Below are 15886 nucleotides of genomic sequence, written 5' to 3' on the forward strand. Positions count from 1 at the left end.
AAGCTGCCTGGCGTATGGCTCGTCAAGCAGTTGGCGGCCACTGAAACAGGGAGACAACGATGGCAGGTTCAACAGTCAGCGGTATCGGTTCGAACATCGATACCCAGGCGATCGTGCAGGCACTGGTCAATTCGCAGAAAGCGCCGAAACAGGCCCAGATCAATACTCAGACCCTCAAGGCGACCACCACGTTGTCTTCGATCGGCAAGGTGCAGGCGGCGCTGGATGCGTTCCGCGGCGCGTTGCAGACCATGACCGACAGCAACACCTTCAGCGGCTTGAGCGTGAAGTCGTCCGATGAAAAGGTCGCCACGGTCAAGGCCAGCAATGGCGCTGCCAACGGTACGTTCTCGCTGGTCGTCGAAAACCTGGCCACCGCCTCCAAGGTTTCCACTCAGGTGTACGCCGGCGGGGCAGGCTCGGTGGTCAACAAGACCGACGCTACGACCACCTTGAGCATCAGCCAGTCGGGCAAGACCTACGACCTCAAGGTCACGCCGGGCATGACCCTGCAGCAGGTGCGCGACAACATCAACAGCCAGTTCGGCACCGTAGGTCTGAGTGCCAACGTGCTGACCGACGCCAACGGCTCGCGTCTGGTGGTCACCTCCACCAAGATGGGCGAAGGCTCGGACATCACCCTGGGCGGAGATTCGGGCATCGACACCGGATACACGCAGATTACCGCGCCGGCCAATGCCAAGTACCTGCTCGATGGCATCGCCATGAGTTCCAAGAGCAACGACATCTCCGATGCCGTCAGTGGCCTGAGCATCACGCTGACCGGAGTAACCCCGGAAACTGGCACCAGCAAGGAGCGTTCTCCGATCTACCTGTCGCTGACTACCAGCGCTCCGACCCTCAAGTCGGGTGTGCAGGGGTTCATCGACACCTACAACGCGCTGATGACCACCATCAACACCGAAACCAAGGTGACCAAAGGCGCCGATGGCAACCCGGTGGCCGGGGCCTTGACCGGTGACGCGACGATGCGTGGCCTGGTGACCTCGATTCGCAACGAGCTGAGCCAGCTGTCGGGGCAGGGCGCGTTCAAGTCCCTGGCCCAGTTTGGCGTCACCACCTCCCAGGATGGTGGCCTGTTGAGCCTGGACGACAAGAAGTGGACGGCAGCCGCGGCGACCAACATCGCCGACCTGTCGAGCGTCTTCAACGGCAAGGACGGCTTGTTGGCGCGCATGAAGAACGCCACCGAGAGCTTCGCCAAGGCCAACACTGGCACCCTGGCCGAGCGTACCAAGACCCTTACCGACAACCTCAACAAGCTCACCACCGAGCAGAGCAAGCTCGACGAGCGCATGACCGCCCTGCAGAAGACCCTGCAGGACAAGTACAACGCCATGGACACCCTGGTGGCCCAGCTGCGCGCCCAGAGCAATAGCGTGATGACCACCCTCAACGCGCTGAACAAAGCCAAGAGCGACGACTGATCGAGCATCAAGTTTTTTCCGGCTCGGCCGACATAGAAGTCATCGAGCCGTTAACTTTTCCTGTCCCGAGGTTGCACGATGAACCCCATGAGAGCCCTTCGCCAGTATCAGAAGGTCAATTCCCATGCCCAGATCTCCGAAGCCACGCCTTATCGGCTGGTGCAGATGCTGATGGAGGGCGGCCTGGATCGCCTGGCCCAGGCCAAGGGCGCGCTGGCCCGCGGCGATGTGGCCGAGAAAGGCCTGATGATCGGCAAAGCGATCGACATCATCATCGGCCTGCGCGATGGCCTGGATGCGCAAAAGAGTGAAAACCCAGCGTCAATCGAGCAACTCGCCAGCCTGTACGTGTACATGACCAACCGCCTGATGCAGGCCAATATCGCCAATGATGCCGAGATGATCGATGAGGTCGCCCGGCTGCTGATTACCGTCAAGAGCGGCTGGGATCAGATCCCGCCAGCGCAACAAGCCGGCTGAGCCGGAAGGGGAGCACCGTGAGCAACGCCATGCAACGCTTCGACGAAACCCGCGATGCCTTGCTCAACGCCTTGGGTGAGCGCGACTGGGACGCCATCGGCCGGCTCGACGAAACCTGCCGGGTGTGCATCGATGACATGCTCACCGCACCGCTGGTCGATGAGCGCGAAGTGAAGGCCAAGCTGGAAGACTTGCTGGAGGTCTACCGCGATCTGCTCAGCGCGACAATGGGTGAAAGGCAAGCCATTGCCGAGGAAATGTCTCAGATCAATCAGGCAAAATCCGCCGCTAAGGTATACCATCTGTTCAGCTGAGTAGAACGACGCAAAAACAACGCCCACTCGGCGCCATTAATTTGACTGCATCTACATTTTTTACTTTACTAGTGGCTGTTTTCGAATTTCAGACGTCCGAACGCTGACAATCTTGTCGGAATGATGTCGAACTCGCCTCCCCGGCGCCGATATGACTAGGGAAGTTGCTATTGCATGTGGCGTGAAACCAAGATTCTGCTGATCGACGACGACAGCGACCGGCGCCGCGATATGGCGGTGGTGCTGAACTTTCTGGGCGAAGACAACCTTGCCTGCTCTAGCCAGCAATGGCAGCAGACGGTCGAGTCATTGCCTTCGAGCCGCGAGGTACTCTGCGTGTTCATCGGCTCGGTGGACGCGCCGGGCGGGGTCCTTGGGCAGCTTAAGACCGTCGCAGGGTGGGATGAGTTCCTCCCTGTTATGCTTTTAGGTGAAATTTCTTCCGCCGACTTCCCCGACGAGCAGCGCCGGCGTGTGCTGTCCAATCTGCAAATGCCGCCCAGCTACAGCCAGTTGCTCGATTCCCTGCACCGTGCCCAGGTCTATCGCGAGATGTACGACCAGGCCCGTGAGCGTGGCCGTCAGCGCGAGCCCAACCTGTTCCGCAGCCTGGTAGGCACCAGCCGCGCCATCCAGCATGTGCGGCAGATGATGCAGCAAGTCGCCGACACCGACGCCAGTGTGCTGATTCTCGGTGAATCGGGGACGGGCAAGGAAGTCGTTGCGCGCAACCTGCACTACCACTCCAAGCGCCGTGATGCGCCGTTCGTGCCGGTCAACTGCGGGGCGATTCCTGCCGAGTTGCTGGAAAGTGAGCTGTTCGGACACGAGAAGGGCGCGTTCACTGGCGCCATCACCAGCCGCGCCGGGCGTTTCGAGCTGGCCAATGGCGGCACGCTGTTTCTCGACGAAATCGGCGACATGCCGCTACCTATGCAGGTGAAGTTGCTGCGCGTGCTGCAGGAACGCACCTTCGAGCGGGTCGGCAGCAACAAGACCCAGAGCGTGGACGTGCGCATCATCGCCGCGACCCACAAGAACCTGGAAACCATGATCGAAGCGGGCTCGTTCCGCGAAGACCTGTATTACCGGCTCAACGTCTTCCCCATCGAGATGGCCCCGCTGCGCGAGCGCGTCGAAGACATCCCGCTGCTGATGAACGAGCTGATTTCGCGCATGGAGCATGAAAAGCGCGGGTCCATTCGCTTCAACTCGGCAGCGATCATGTCACTGTGTCGGCACGGCTGGCCAGGCAACGTCCGTGAACTGGCCAACCTGGTCGAGCGCATGGCGATCATGCATCCCTATGGGGTGATCGGGGTGGCGGAGCTGCCGAAGAAATTCCGCTACATCGAGGACGAGGACGAGCAACTGGTCGACAGCCTGCGCAGCGACCTCGAAGAGCGCGTGGCCATCAACGGCCATACCCCGAACTTCGCCAGCCAGGCGATGCTGCCGGCAGAAGGGCTCGATCTGAAGGACTACCTCGGGGGCCTTGAACAAGGGCTGATCCAGCAGGCCCTGGACGACGCCAACGGCATCGTCGCCCGCGCTGCCGAACGCCTGCGCATCCGCCGTACCACACTGGTCGAGAAAATGCGCAAGTACGGCATGAGCCGCCGTGATGGTGAGGACTCGGCGGAGGAGTAGGCTGGGCCGGGCCAGCGGTTGTGCCGCTGTGGGCCCAAGGGGGGCTTGATCCTCCCCCTCGATACCTGACTGTGTTGAGTCGGCTGGATTAGGCCTGTTGTGCAGGCCACCGAGCAGCGCAGACCATACAGCCACCCCGGCACGCCCCTTGCTACACCCTCGCCAACAGGTCGTTTTTATGACGGTCAGCCACGCGAGAGTCCACGATGCCCCAGGCCGCCTCCTTTTCCCGAGTTCCTGATCCACAGCGCCGTGTCCCGGTCGAACAGCAGAGCCGGGAGGGGCTGGAGCAAGCGTTCGCGCTGTTCAGCCAAGTCTCCAGCCAGCTCAACGAGTCGTACGGCATGCTCGAGGCGAGGGTCAGTGAGCTCAAGGGTGAACTGGCGGTGGTCAGTGCCCAGCGCATGGCCGAACTGGCGGAAAAAGAACGGCTTGCCAATCGCTTGCTGAGCCTGCTGGACGTGTTGCCCGGTGGCGTGATCGTCATCGATGCTCAGGGACGGATCGCCGAAGCCAACCCTGCGGCCGCCGAGCTACTGGGTGAGCCTTTGCTCGGCGAGCTGTGGCGCGAGGTCATCGCCCGCAGTTTTGCCCCGCGCCAGGATGACGGTCATGAGGTGTCACTGCGCGATGGTCGGCGTCTGTCCATCGCCACCCGCTCGCTGGGCGATGAGCCGGGCCAGTTGGTGCTGCTCACCGACCTGACCGAAACCCGGCGCCTGCAAGACCAGCTCGCACGCAACGAACGGCTGTCGACCCTGGGGCGCATGGTGGCCTCGCTGGCCCATCAGATCCGCACGCCGCTGTCGGCTGCGATGCTTTATGCCGCGCATCTGGCCGATGGTGCCCAGCAGTTGCCCGAGCCCACCCGTGTGCGCTTCGCCACTCAGCTCAAGGAGCGCCTGCACGAGCTTGAGCACCAAGTGCGCGACATGCTGGTATTCGCCCGCGGCGAACTGCCGTTGACCGACCGCCTGGCACCCAAGGCGCTCTTTCAGGCCTTGCAGCAGGCCGCCCACAGTCATCTGCAAGGCCATGCCGTGCGCTGGCAGTGCGATGCGCGGTTCGGCGAGGTGTTGTGCAATCGCGACACCCTGGTCGGCGCCATGCTCAACCTGATCGACAACGCAGTGCAGGCCAGCAGCGGTGGTGCTCGCCTGAAGGTGCACCTGTGGCGCCGTGACCAGTACTTGCATCTGTGCGTCAGCGATGCCGGCAGCGGCATCGAACCGCAGGTGCTGGCGCGCCTGGGCGAGCCTTTCGTTACCACCAAATCGAACGGCACCGGGCTGGGCCTGGCGGTGGTCAAGGCGGTGCTGCGTGCCCATCAGGGCCAGGTGCGTGTGCGTTCGCGGCTCGGACGCGGCACCTGCATCACCCTGATCCTGCCGTTGATCGCCACACCTGCCAGCCAGGCACTGGCATGACCGGTGCCGTGCTGCTGGTCGAGGACGACCGCAACCTGCGCCAGGCCCTGGCCGATACCCTCGAGATCGGTGGCTTCGCCTGGCATGCGGTCGGTTCTGCCGAAGCGGCGCTGCAGGCCGTCAGCCAGCAGGCCTTCAGCCTGGTGGTGAGCGACGTCAACATGCCCGGCATGGACGGCCATGCACTGCTCGCCGAACTGCGCCAACGCCAGCCGCAGTTGCCGGTGCTGTTGATGACCGCCCACGCGGCGGTAGAGCGTGCGGTCGACGCCATGCGCCAGGGCGCGGTGGATTACCTGGTCAAGCCGTTCGAGCCGCGCGCGCTGCTCGATCTGGTCACTCGCCATGCTGCCAATCGCGTGGTCGATGACGCAGGTCCGGTCGCCTTCGCCGCCAGCAGTCAGCAACTGTTGGCCCTGGCCGCGCGGGTGGCGCGCAGTGAGTCGACGGTCATGATCTGCGGCGAGTCCGGCACCGGCAAGGAGGTGCTGGCCCGCTACATTCACCAGCAATCGGCGCGCAGCCAAGGGCCGTTCGTGGCGATCAACTGCGCGGCGATTCCGGACAACATGCTCGAAGCGACCCTGTTCGGCCACGAGAAAGGCGCCTTTACTGGTGCCATCGCCGCGCAGCCGGGCAAGTTCGAACAGGCCGACGGCGGCAGCCTGCTGCTCGATGAGATTTCCGAAATGCCTTTGAGCCTGCAAGCCAAACTGCTGCGGGTGTTGCAAGAGCGTGAAGTGGAGCGAGTGGGCGGACGCAAGCCGATCGCCCTGGATATCCGCGTGCTTGCTACCAGCAACCGTGACCTGGCCGCTGAAGTGGCGGCGGGGCGTTTTCGTGAAGACCTCTATTACCGTCTCTCGGTTTTCCCCCTGGCCTGGCAGCCGCTGCGCGAGCGTCGCGACGATATCCTGCCGCTGGCCGAGCGTCTGCTGGCGCGCCATGCCAGCAAGATGCGTCATGCCCCGGTGCGTCTGTCGCCGGCAGCCGCCGCCGGCCTGCGCGATTATCCCTGGCCGGGCAACGTACGTGAGCTGGACAACGCGATGCAGCGGGCGTTGATTCTGCAGCAGGGGGGGCTGATCGAGGTGGCGGATTTCTGTCTGCCTGGGATCGGCGCTGCCCCGGCCCACGCCGTGCCCTTGGGCAGCGTGGAAGGCGCTGAAGCCTCGGGGCTGGGCGATGATCTGCGCCGTCACGAATTCCAGATGATCCTCGACACCTTGCGCGCCGAACGGGGCCGGCGCAAGGAAGCCGCCGAGCGTCTCGGCATCAGCCCGCGAACCCTGCGCTACAAGCTGGCGCAGATGCGCGACGCCGGTTTCGACGTCGACGCCAGCCTCGACATCTGAGGCTTTTCCAAAGGGTTGCGAGCGGGCTGGCATTCTTGTTGCTAGTTCCTCTCTACCTGCCGCATGAGTGTCAAAAAAATGCGGCCGCCGGAGAGAGAAATCCATGACCCAAGGTGTTCAATTCAATCGTCTGATGCTCGACATGCGCGCCATGCAGGCCGACGCCATGTCCATGCCCAAAGCCGCCGCTGCGCCTGAGCTGGGGCAGAACTCGTTCGCCGACATGCTCGGCCAGGCGATTGGCAAGGTGCACGAGACTCAGCAGTCGTCCAACGCCTTGGCCAATGCCTTCGAAGTCGGCAAGGGCAATGTCGACCTGACCGACGTGATGATCGCCTCGCAGAAGGCCTCGGTGTCGTTCCAGGCGCTCACTCAGGTACGCAACAAGCTGGTCCAGGCGTACCAGGACATCATGCAGATGCCAGTTTGAGGGCTCAGTAAGTGGCCGATGCAGCTGTCGACAATCCACCCGCCAAGAGCGGTCTGCGTGCAGGCAAAGGCCTGCCAGGCCTGGCGTTCCTGGAAAACATCTCGCGCATGCCGGCGCTGCGCCAGGTCGGCCTGCTGGTCGGGCTGGCCGCAAGCGTGGCGGTGGGCTTCGCCGTGGTGCTGTGGTCGCAGCAGCCGGACTACCGTCCGCTGTATGGCAGCCTCGCCGGGCTCGACACCAAGCAGGTCATCGAAGCCCTCGGCGCTGCCGACATCGGCTATCGCGTCGAACCCAACTCCGGCGCGCTGCTGGTCAAGGCCGATGATTTGTCCCGTGCGCGCATGAAGCTGGCCGCCGCCGGCGTGGCGCCGAGTGACGGCAACGTCGGCTTCGAACTGCTGGACAAGGATCAGGGCCTGGGCACCAGCCAGTTCATGGAGGCCACGCGCTATCGCCGCGGCCTGGAAGGTGAACTGGCGCGCACCGTGTCGAGCCTGAACAACGTCAAGGCTGCCCGCGTGCACCTGGCGATTCCGAAAAGTTCGGTGTTCGTCCGCGACGAACGCAAGCCCAGTGCCTCGGTGCTGGTCGAGATGTACCCCGGGCGCACCCTGGACAACGGCCAGGTGATGGCCATCGTCAATCTGGTCGCCACCAGCGTGCCGGAGCTGGACAAGTCGCAGGTCACCGTGGTCGACCAGAAGGGCAACCTGCTCTCCGAGCAGTTGCAGGACACCGCGTTGACCATGGCCGGCAAGCAGTACGACTACAGCCGACGCATGGAAGGCCTGCTGACCCAGCGCGTGCAGAGCATCCTGCAGCCGGTGCTGGGCAATGACCGCTACAAGGCCGAAGTGTCCGCCGATGTCGACTTCAGCGCCGTCGAATCGACCTCTGAGCAGTTCAACCCCGAGCAGCCGGCGCTGCGCAGCGAGCAGTCGGTCGACGAGCAGCGCTCCAGCAGCCAGGGCCCGCAGGGCGTGCCGGGGGCCTTGAGCAACCAGCCGCCGGGGGCCGCGACCGCGCCGCAGAACGCTACCGCCGCAGCCGCTGCCGCCGGCGCTATTCAGCCTGGCCAGCCGCTGCTCGATGCCAACGGCCAGCAGGTCATGGACCCGGCCACCGGCCAGCCGATGCTCGCACCGTACCCCAGCGACAAGCGTCAACAGAGCACCAAGAACTTCGAACTGGACCGCTCGATCAGCCACACCCGCCAGCAGCAGGGGCGCCTGACCCGGCTGTCGGTAGCGGTGGTAGTCGACGATCAGGTCAAGCTCGATGCCACCACCGGCGAGGCCACGCGCACGCCGTGGAGCAGTGACGACCTGGCCCGCTTCACCCGCTTGGTGCAGGATGCGGTCGGTTTCGACGCCAGCCGCGGCGACAGCGTCAGCGTGATCAACGTGCCATTCGCCGCCGACCGTGGCGAGGTGCTGGTGGACATTCCGTTCTACTCGCAGCCCTGGTTCTGGGACATCGTCAAGCAAGTGCTGGGGGTGCTGTTCATTCTCGTGCTGGTGTTCGGCGTGCTGCGCCCGGTGCTCAACAACATCACCGGTGGTGGCAAGCAGGCCGCTGGCGGCGAAGGCGACGGCGAGCTGGGCGGCATGCTCGGCCTGGACGGCGAGCTGGGCAACGATCGGGTCAGCCTCGGCGGCCCGCAAAGCATCCTGCTGCCAAGCCCGACCGAGGGCTACGAAGCGCAGCTCAACGCAATCAAAGGCCTGGTGGCCGAAGACCCGGGCCGTGTCGCCCAAGTCGTGAAGGATTGGATCAACGCCGATGAGTGATAACCGCGCCGTAACTGCCAAGCTCAGCCGCGTCGACAAGGCGGCCATTCTCCTGCTGTCCTTGGGCGAAACCGACGCTGCCCAAGTGCTGCGCCACATGGGTCCAAAGGAAGTGCAACGGGTCGGTGTGGCCATGGCGCAGATGGGTAACATCCATCGCGACCAGGTCGAGCAGGTCATGAGCGAGTTCGTCGAAACCGTCGGCGATCAGACCAGTCTGGGCGTTGGCTCCGATGGCTATATTCGCAAGATGCTCAACCAGGCCCTGGGCGAAGACAAGGCCAACGGCCTGATCGACCGCATCCTGCTGGGCGGCAACACCAGCGGCCTGGACAGCCTCAAATGGATGGAGCCGCGGGCCGTAGCCGACGTCATTCGCTACGAGCACCCGCAGATCCAGGCCATCGTCGTCGCCTACCTCGACCCCGACCAGGCCGGTGAGGTGCTGAGCAACTTCGACCACAAGGTGCGCCTGGACATCATCCTGCGCGTGTCGTCGCTCAACACCGTGCAGCCGGCGGCGCTCAAGGAACTCAACCAGATTCTGGAAAAGCAGTTCTCCGGCAACTCCAACGCCGCCCGCACCACCCTGGGCGGCATCAAGCGCGCCGCCGACATCATGAACTTCCTCGACAGCTCGGTCGAAGGTCAACTGATGGACTCGATCCGCGAGGTCGATGGCGACCTGTCCGAGCAGATCGAAGACTTGATGTTCGTGTTCAACAACCTGGGCGACGTCGACGACCGCGGTATTCAGTCGCTGCTGCGCGAGGTGTCCTCGGACGTGCTGGTGGTGGCCCTCAAGGGCGCCGACGACCGGGTCAAGGACAAGGTCTTCAAGAACATGTCCAAGCGCGCTTCGGAACTGCTGCGCGACGACCTCGAGGCCAAGGGCCCGGTGCGCGTCAGCGACGTGGAGGCGGCGCAGAAGGAAATCCTCACCATCGCCCGACGCATGGCCGATGCCGGCGAGATCATGCTCGGCAGCAAGGGCGGCGAGGAAATGATCTGAGTCTGACCGCGCGCTGCGTCGCGTCGACTGTGGCCGTGCCGCCTGAGGGCACGGCGCGAATTCTTTTAAGGCGTTGCCATGTCCTCCACCGAACACCCCAGTGACCTGATCCGCGCCCGCGACCTGGAGGGCGTCGATGTGTGGGCGCTGCCCAGCTTCGACCCCGCGCCACCGCCAGCCGCAGAAGTGCCTGAGCAACCTCAGCCGGTCGAGGACGAGATCGAAGAGGTGCCGATCGACGAGGTGCAGCCCCTGACCCTCGAAGACCTCGAAGCGATCCGCCAGGAGGCCTACAACGAGGGCTTCGCCACCGGCGAGCGCGAGGGCTTTCACAGCACCCAGCTTAAAGTGCGTCAGGAGGCCGAGGTGGCGTTGAGCGCCAAGCTCGCCAGTCTTGAACAGGTCATGCAGCACCTGCTCGAGCCGATTGCCGAGCAGGATACGCAGATCGAGCGCGGTATGGTGCACCTGGTCAGCCACATCGCCCGCCAAGTGATTGGCCGCGAGCTGCATACCGATTCCAGCCAGATCACCCAGGTGCTGCGTGAGGCGCTGAAACTGCTGCCAATGGGCGCCGACAATATTCGCATTCACCTCAATCCCCAGGATTTTGCCGCAGCCAAGGCCCTGCGCGAACGCCATGAAGAACAGTGGAAGTTGCTCGAAGACGAGTCGCTGCTGCCGGGCGGCTGCCGCATCGAGACCGCCCATAGCCGCATCGACGCGAGCATGGAAACGCGCATGGAAAAAGCCGTGGCGCAGCTGTTCGACCAGTTGCACGAACAGGCCCTGCATCCGGCGCCGGCCGACCTGTCCATCGACATTTCCAGCGCGCCGGACACCGCCGATGCGCCTTGACCGCACCAGTTTCGCCAAGCGCATCGGCGCCTATGCCGAGGCCATCGCGTTGCCCGCGCAGCCGGTGGCCGAGGGCCGTCTGCTGCGCATGGTCGGGCTGACCCTGGAAGCCGAAGGCCTGCGCGCGGCGGTCGGCAGCCGTTGCCGGGTGATCAACGACGACGGTTATCACGCGGTGGAAGTCGAAGCCGAGGTGATGGGCTTTTCCGGCAGCAAGGTGTTTCTGATGCCGGTCGGCAGTGTCGCGGGCATCGCCCCGGGTGCGCGGGTGGTGCCGCTGGACGATAACGGTCGCCTGCCGATGGGCATGAGCATGCTTGGCCGTGTGCTGGACGGCGCCGGCCGCGCACTGGACGGCAAGGGCGGCATGAAGGCCGAGGACTGGGTACCGATGGAAGGCCCGACCATCAACCCGCTCAACCGCGAGCCGATCAGCCAGCCACTGGATGTCGGCATCCGCAGCATCAACGGCCTGCTCACCGTCGGCCGTGGGCAGCGTCTGGGCCTGTTCGCCGGTACCGGTGTGGGTAAATCGGTGCTGCTGGGCATGATGACGCGCTTTACCGAGGCCGAGATCATCGTCGTCGGTCTGATCGGCGAACGGGGCCGTGAGGTCAAGGAATTCATCGAGCACATTCTCGGTGAAGAGGGCCTGAAGCGCTCGGTGGTGGTCGCATCCCCCGCCGACGACGCGCCGCTGATGCGTCTGCGCGCCGCCATGTATTGCACGCGCATCGCCGAATACTTCCGCGACAAGGGCAAGAACGTGCTGCTGTTGATGGACTCGCTGACCCGTTTCGCCCAGGCCCAGCGGGAAATCGCCCTGGCCATCGGCGAGCCACCGGCGACCCGCGGCTACCCGCCCTCGGTGTTCGCCAAGCTGCCCAAGCTGGTGGAGCGCGCCGGCAATGGTGAGGCGGGCGGTGGTTCGATCACGGCGTTCTACACGGTGCTGTCGGAGGGTGACGACCAGCAGGACCCGATCGCCGACTCGGCGCGTGGTGTGCTCGACGGCCATTTCGTGCTGTCGCGGCGGTTGGCCGAGGAAGGTCATTACCCAGCCATCGACATCGAAGCCTCGATCAGCCGGGTGATGCCGCAGGTGGTCGAGCACCAGCATTTGCGTGAGGCGCAGAAATTCAAGCAGCTGTGGTCGCGCCTGTCGCAGAGTCGCGATCTGATCAGCGTCGGCGCCTACGTCGCCGGGGGCGATCCGGAAACCGACCTGGCGATTGCCTTGCAGGGCAAGCTGGTCAGCTACCTGCGCCAGGCGCTGGACGAAAACGTCAGCATGGCGCAGAGCCGTGCGCAGTTGGCCGAGGTGTTCGCGGCCCCGGCGCCGGGCGCCTAAGCCATGGCGACCCCTAGCCGTGCCGCGCGCCTGGCGCCGGTCGTGGAAATGGCCGAGGAGGGCGAGCGCAAAGCTGCGCAGCGTCTTGGTCAGTTTCAGCAGCAGGTGAGCCTGGCGCAGACCAAGCTACGTGAGCTCGAGCAGTTCCGCGAGGACTACCAGCAGCAGTGGTTGAATCGCGGGGGGCAGGGCGTCAACGGCTCGTGGCTGGTCAACTACCAGCGCTTCCTCGGCCAGCTGGAGACGGCCATGACCCAGCAGCGCCAGAGCCTGACCTGGCACCAGAACAACCTGAACAATGCCCGCGACACGTGGCAGCAGGCCTACGCGCGGGTCGAGGGCTTGCGCAAGCTGGTGCAGCGCTATCTGGACGAAGCGCGGCGGATCGAGGACAAACGCGAGCAGAAACTGCTCGATGAACTGTCGCAGCGCTTGCCGCGACACGAATTCCCATGACCGTTCAGTCGGTGCAGCCTGTCGATCCGACGAAGTCGCGCTGATCGGCGCGCGTTCCCGGTTGAGGGCGCTACACTTCGACCACTTTGTGGAACCTGATCGGCAAGCACTCGTCTGATCGTCGACAGATCACCGAGCGTTGCCAGGATGAGCAAGGATGTACAGCAACGAAAAGGCGCCGGCTGGCCATTGGGTTCAGCCAGGCAGACGAGCTTGATCAAGGAGTGAGCAAGTGGTGAACGTACATATCGACCATGAGATGTTGAACGATTTGCGTGAGGTCATGGAGGGCGGCTACCTGCAGTTACTGGAGACCTTTCTCGAAGATTCCGAACGACGCTTGAGCCAGCTGCATGATGCCCGCGATGCGGCCGAGCTGGGCCTGGCCGCGCACAGCTTCAAGGGCAGCAGCAGCAACATGGGCGCCGTGGGCCTGGCCGAGCTGTGCCGCCAGCTCGAAGAACGGGTGCGCCAGCAGCCGCTGTACGGTATCGAAGACCTCATCAACCGCATCGACCTGGAGTACCAGGAGGTGCAACTGTTCTACCGTGACGAGCAAAGGCGTCTGGTCGCCGGCTGAATCGGGTGCGGCATGGGTGAATGTGGCGCGAGTTTTGCCTGTACCTGTGCTGATACGCCAAGCCACTGATGTCAGCCACCCTGGCACGGAGACCCCTCGATGCCCGTCGCACCCAATCCCTTGCTGCAAGCCAGCAGCCTCAGCGCACCTTCCAAGGCCAGCTCGGCGCCCGCCGACAAGGCTTCGCAGGGCGGCGCCGGTGATTTCGAGCAGGTCATGGCCGGGCAGGGGCGTGACAGCGCCAAGGGTTCGCACAATGACGCCCCGGCGAAGGCGGGTAACGGCAAGGGCGTGCCCGCCAAGGCGGTCAGCGTTGCCGCCGACGGCAAGGCGTTGCCGGATCCGGCAGAGCGAGCGTCCTCCAGCGAGCAGGCCGGCAAGCCGCGTGATGCCGACCTGGTGGCCGGGCAGGTCAATGATGCTGCCCCCGGTGCGCAGTTGCTGCAGGCCCAGGCCGAGTTCGTCACCCCGCTGCTGCAGGCTGCGCCGTTGACCGGCGCTGACGCCGAAGGTGCAGAATCGCAGGCGGCGTTCGATCCGCAGGGCGATGCCCTGGCGGACATGCCTGCCTTGCGCCTGGCGCTGGAGCAGAACGCCAAGGCCCAGGGGACGACCTCGGTGCATGCCGATGACGGTGAGGCAGCCAACGACCGACTCGCCGTCAATCCCTTGGCGATTCCCGCAGAGGGCGCCGAGACGGACGAGACGGCTGGCGAATCGGGCGGCAAGTCGTTCGGCGCCTTGCTTGACGATGGCCTGAAAGATCTCAAGGCCACCGGCAGCGACACGCGTGTGGATGATTTCGCCAATCGCCTGGCGAACCTCAGCGAGGCGGTCACCGCGAAAACCGCCAGTACTCAGCCCGCCGCCATGAACCAGCCCTTGCCGATGAATCAGGGGGCGTGGACCGAGAACCTGGTCAACCGGGTGATGTACCTGTCCAGCCAGAACCTCAAGTCGGCGGATATCCAGCTGGCGCCGGCCGAACTCGGGCGCCTGGACATCCGCGTCAACGTCGCCAGCGACCACTCCACCCAGATCACCTTCATCAGCGGCCACGCCGGCGTGCGCGACGCCCTCGACAGCCAGATGCACCGCCTGCGCGAGCTGTTCACCCAGCAGGGCCTGCAGCAGCCTGACGTCAACGTCGCCGACCACTCGCGTCAGCAGCATCAGCCGAACCAGCAGCAGGACGCGCCGCAGCTGTCTGGCGTCGCTGCGCGTCGTGCTGAAGGCAGGGAGGGTGCGCCAGTCGGGCAGGTCGGTGGTGTGCAGGAGCAGCAGGTGGTACTTGGTGATAGTGCGGTGGATTATTACGCCTGATCATGTCCTGCGTAGCCTGAGAGCAAGGCTGCCGTTAGGCGAAATCTGCGATGTGACTGGCGCTCATCAGCGTCGACGGCAGGTGCCGATCTAGCTATCAAGTGAAGGCTAAGCAACTGCTAGAGAGTTGTTGGCTTTCAGGCCCTGTTTCGCCTGGCGGCGACCTACTTTTTGGGGAAAAAGTAGGCAAAACCCCCATGCTCCACTAGCCGGCCCTACTCTGCGCTTCGCTCCGTTTCGGGTCCCCTTCGTTCCGGCACTCTTCGGGCCAGCGCGGGCAAGGGTTGCTGCGCAACCCTAACACCTCGCGTCCTCGGCTGCGCCTCGGGTGCGCTGCGCGCACGGCCCTACGAGCACCGGAACGAAGGCCGGCTACAGTCGCGATCGGTGTTGTCTGAGCGATCTGTGTACAAAAAGCGCTATGCCGATGTTGTTGCGATCAGTCAGATGGATTTCGACAAGTTCACGATTCAAATATCCCGGGCAGCCGCCGCTCAGCCTCGTGACGCCAGAACCAGATCCTTGCAAGCGACAGCTGCGATGGCTCGGGCGCGCGAAGGCTCTTGTACCTCAATCGTCCAAGCGCCACAGGCCGCGACTGTAGCCGGCCGGAGCGCAGGGAACCCGGCACGGAGCGAAGCGCAGTGCAGGGCCGGCTAGTGGAGCACGGGGTTTTGCCGACTTTTGCCCTCAAAAGTCGGTCGCCGCCAGGCGAAACCTGGCCCGTGAAGGCAACTGCAGCGCTTACAGGCTTACACCAGCCAACCCAACCCAACCCATTCACCTCACCAGCCTGGAACCCAAAGTCCGATCCCGAACAGCTCGACGACTACGACCTTGGCAATCTGGCACAACACTTGCTCAACCCCGTCATCTTCCTTTCAACCCCTTACGGATGACGGATTATTGGCATGGCCAAGAGCGAAACGGACAAAGACCCCGCTGCAAAAGGCAAACTCAAGCTGATCATCCTGGCCGTGGTCGGCCTGCTGCTGGCGATCGGTCTGTCGGTAGGTGCCACCTGGTTCGTCATGCATAAGGGCGAAGCCGCCGCGCCTGCCGAGGCCGCTGCTGGCAATGCCAAGCCCAAGGCGATCTACGAGGCTCTGTCGCCGGCGTTCGTGGTCAACTTCAATCAGAACGGACGCCAGCGCTACATGCAGGTGAGCATCAGCTTGCAGGCGCGTAATCAGGCCGACCTGGACGCGTTGAAAGTGCACATGCCGGTGATTCGCAACAATCTGGTGATGATGTTCTCCGGACAAGGCTTCGACACCCTGGCCGGCAGCCCGGTGGGCCAGGAAATGCTGCGTCAGAAAGCCACCGCGGTGGTGCAGGAAGTGGCGCAGAAAGAAGTCGGCAAGCCGGTCATCGACCAGTTGCTGTTCACCAATTTCGTATTGCAGTAGGAG

Annotated in this window: 15 protein-coding genes; all 15 read left to right on the forward strand. The window is 64.1% G+C overall.

The features are described from left to right. Positions 1–59 precede the first annotated feature (59 nt). The 15 genes from fliD (at position 60) to fliL (ending at position 15883) form a co-directional block, all read left to right on the forward strand. Complete coding sequence (gene fliD / locus LK03_RS12395) at positions 60–1448, forward strand: flagellar filament capping protein FliD (RefSeq protein WP_038412680.1); 1389 nt, start codon at positions 60–62, stop codon at positions 1446–1448. Positions 1449–1526: 78 nt separating this feature from the next. After that, complete coding sequence (fliS, locus tag LK03_RS12400) at positions 1527–1928, forward strand: flagellar export chaperone FliS (RefSeq protein WP_038412681.1); 402 nt, start codon at positions 1527–1529, stop codon at positions 1926–1928. 17 nt (positions 1929–1945) lie between these two features. Further along, on the forward strand, positions 1946–2242 hold the full coding sequence (gene fliT, locus LK03_RS12405; protein WP_038412682.1) for a flagellar protein FliT: 297 nt from the start codon (positions 1946–1948) through the stop codon (positions 2240–2242). A 174-nt stretch (positions 2243–2416) separates the two neighbouring features. After that, entirely contained in the window at positions 2417–3892 is a 1476-nt protein-coding gene (locus LK03_RS12410; protein WP_038412684.1) for a sigma-54 dependent transcriptional regulator, read from the forward strand. Positions 3893–4098: 206 nt separating this feature from the next. Next, positions 4099–5319: a sensor histidine kinase gene (locus LK03_RS12415; protein ID WP_038412686.1), complete on the forward strand. Its 1221-nt coding sequence runs from the start codon at positions 4099–4101 to the stop codon at positions 5317–5319. After that, the gene (locus LK03_RS12420; protein WP_038412687.1) at positions 5316–6674 is read left to right on the forward strand and encodes a sigma-54-dependent transcriptional regulator; all 1359 of its coding nucleotides are present in this window, start codon (positions 5316–5318) and stop codon (positions 6672–6674) included. Before LK03_RS12415 ends, LK03_RS12420 begins: the two co-directional genes overlap by 4 nt. A 103-nt stretch (positions 6675–6777) precedes the next feature. Next, on the forward strand, positions 6778–7104 hold the full coding sequence (fliE, locus tag LK03_RS12425) for a flagellar hook-basal body complex protein FliE (protein ID WP_038412689.1): 327 nt from the start codon (positions 6778–6780) through the stop codon (positions 7102–7104). 11 nt (positions 7105–7115) lie between these two features. Then, the gene (gene fliF, locus LK03_RS12430) at positions 7116–8894 is read left to right on the forward strand and encodes a flagellar basal-body MS-ring/collar protein FliF (RefSeq protein WP_038412690.1); all 1779 of its coding nucleotides are present in this window, start codon (positions 7116–7118) and stop codon (positions 8892–8894) included. Continuing rightward, complete coding sequence (gene fliG, locus LK03_RS12435) at positions 8887–9906, forward strand: flagellar motor switch protein FliG (protein ID WP_038412691.1); 1020 nt, start codon at positions 8887–8889, stop codon at positions 9904–9906. Before fliF ends, fliG begins: the two co-directional genes overlap by 8 nt. Before the next feature lie 78 nt (positions 9907–9984). Next, the gene (gene fliH, locus LK03_RS12440; RefSeq protein ID WP_038412692.1) at positions 9985–10764 is read left to right on the forward strand and encodes a flagellar assembly protein FliH; all 780 of its coding nucleotides are present in this window, start codon (positions 9985–9987) and stop codon (positions 10762–10764) included. Beyond that, the gene (gene fliI / locus LK03_RS12445; protein ID WP_028694537.1) at positions 10754–12115 is read left to right on the forward strand and encodes a flagellar protein export ATPase FliI; all 1362 of its coding nucleotides are present in this window, start codon (positions 10754–10756) and stop codon (positions 12113–12115) included. Before fliH ends, fliI begins: the two co-directional genes overlap by 11 nt. Positions 12116–12118: 3 nt before the next feature. Then, a complete protein-coding gene (gene fliJ, locus LK03_RS12450) occupies positions 12119–12571 on the forward strand; it encodes a flagellar export protein FliJ (protein ID WP_038412693.1) in 453 nt (150 codons plus the stop codon). A gap of 232 nt (positions 12572–12803) precedes the next feature. After that, the gene (locus LK03_RS12455; RefSeq protein ID WP_038412694.1) at positions 12804–13151 is read left to right on the forward strand and encodes an Hpt domain-containing protein; all 348 of its coding nucleotides are present in this window, start codon (positions 12804–12806) and stop codon (positions 13149–13151) included. A 99-nt stretch (positions 13152–13250) separates the two neighbouring features. Further along, positions 13251–14474, forward strand: coding sequence for a flagellar hook-length control protein FliK (locus LK03_RS12460; RefSeq protein WP_038412695.1), 1224 nt, complete (start codon positions 13251–13253; stop codon positions 14472–14474). Positions 14475–15385: 911 nt separating this feature from the next. Next, positions 15386–15883, forward strand: coding sequence for a flagellar basal body-associated protein FliL (fliL, locus tag LK03_RS12465; protein WP_038412697.1), 498 nt, complete (start codon positions 15386–15388; stop codon positions 15881–15883). Positions 15884–15886 lie beyond the last annotated feature (3 nt).

The sequence above is a fragment of the Pseudomonas cremoricolorata genome, from assembly GCF_000759535.1.
GTDB lineage: Bacteria > Pseudomonadota > Gammaproteobacteria > Pseudomonadales > Pseudomonadaceae > Aquipseudomonas > Aquipseudomonas cremoricolorata_A.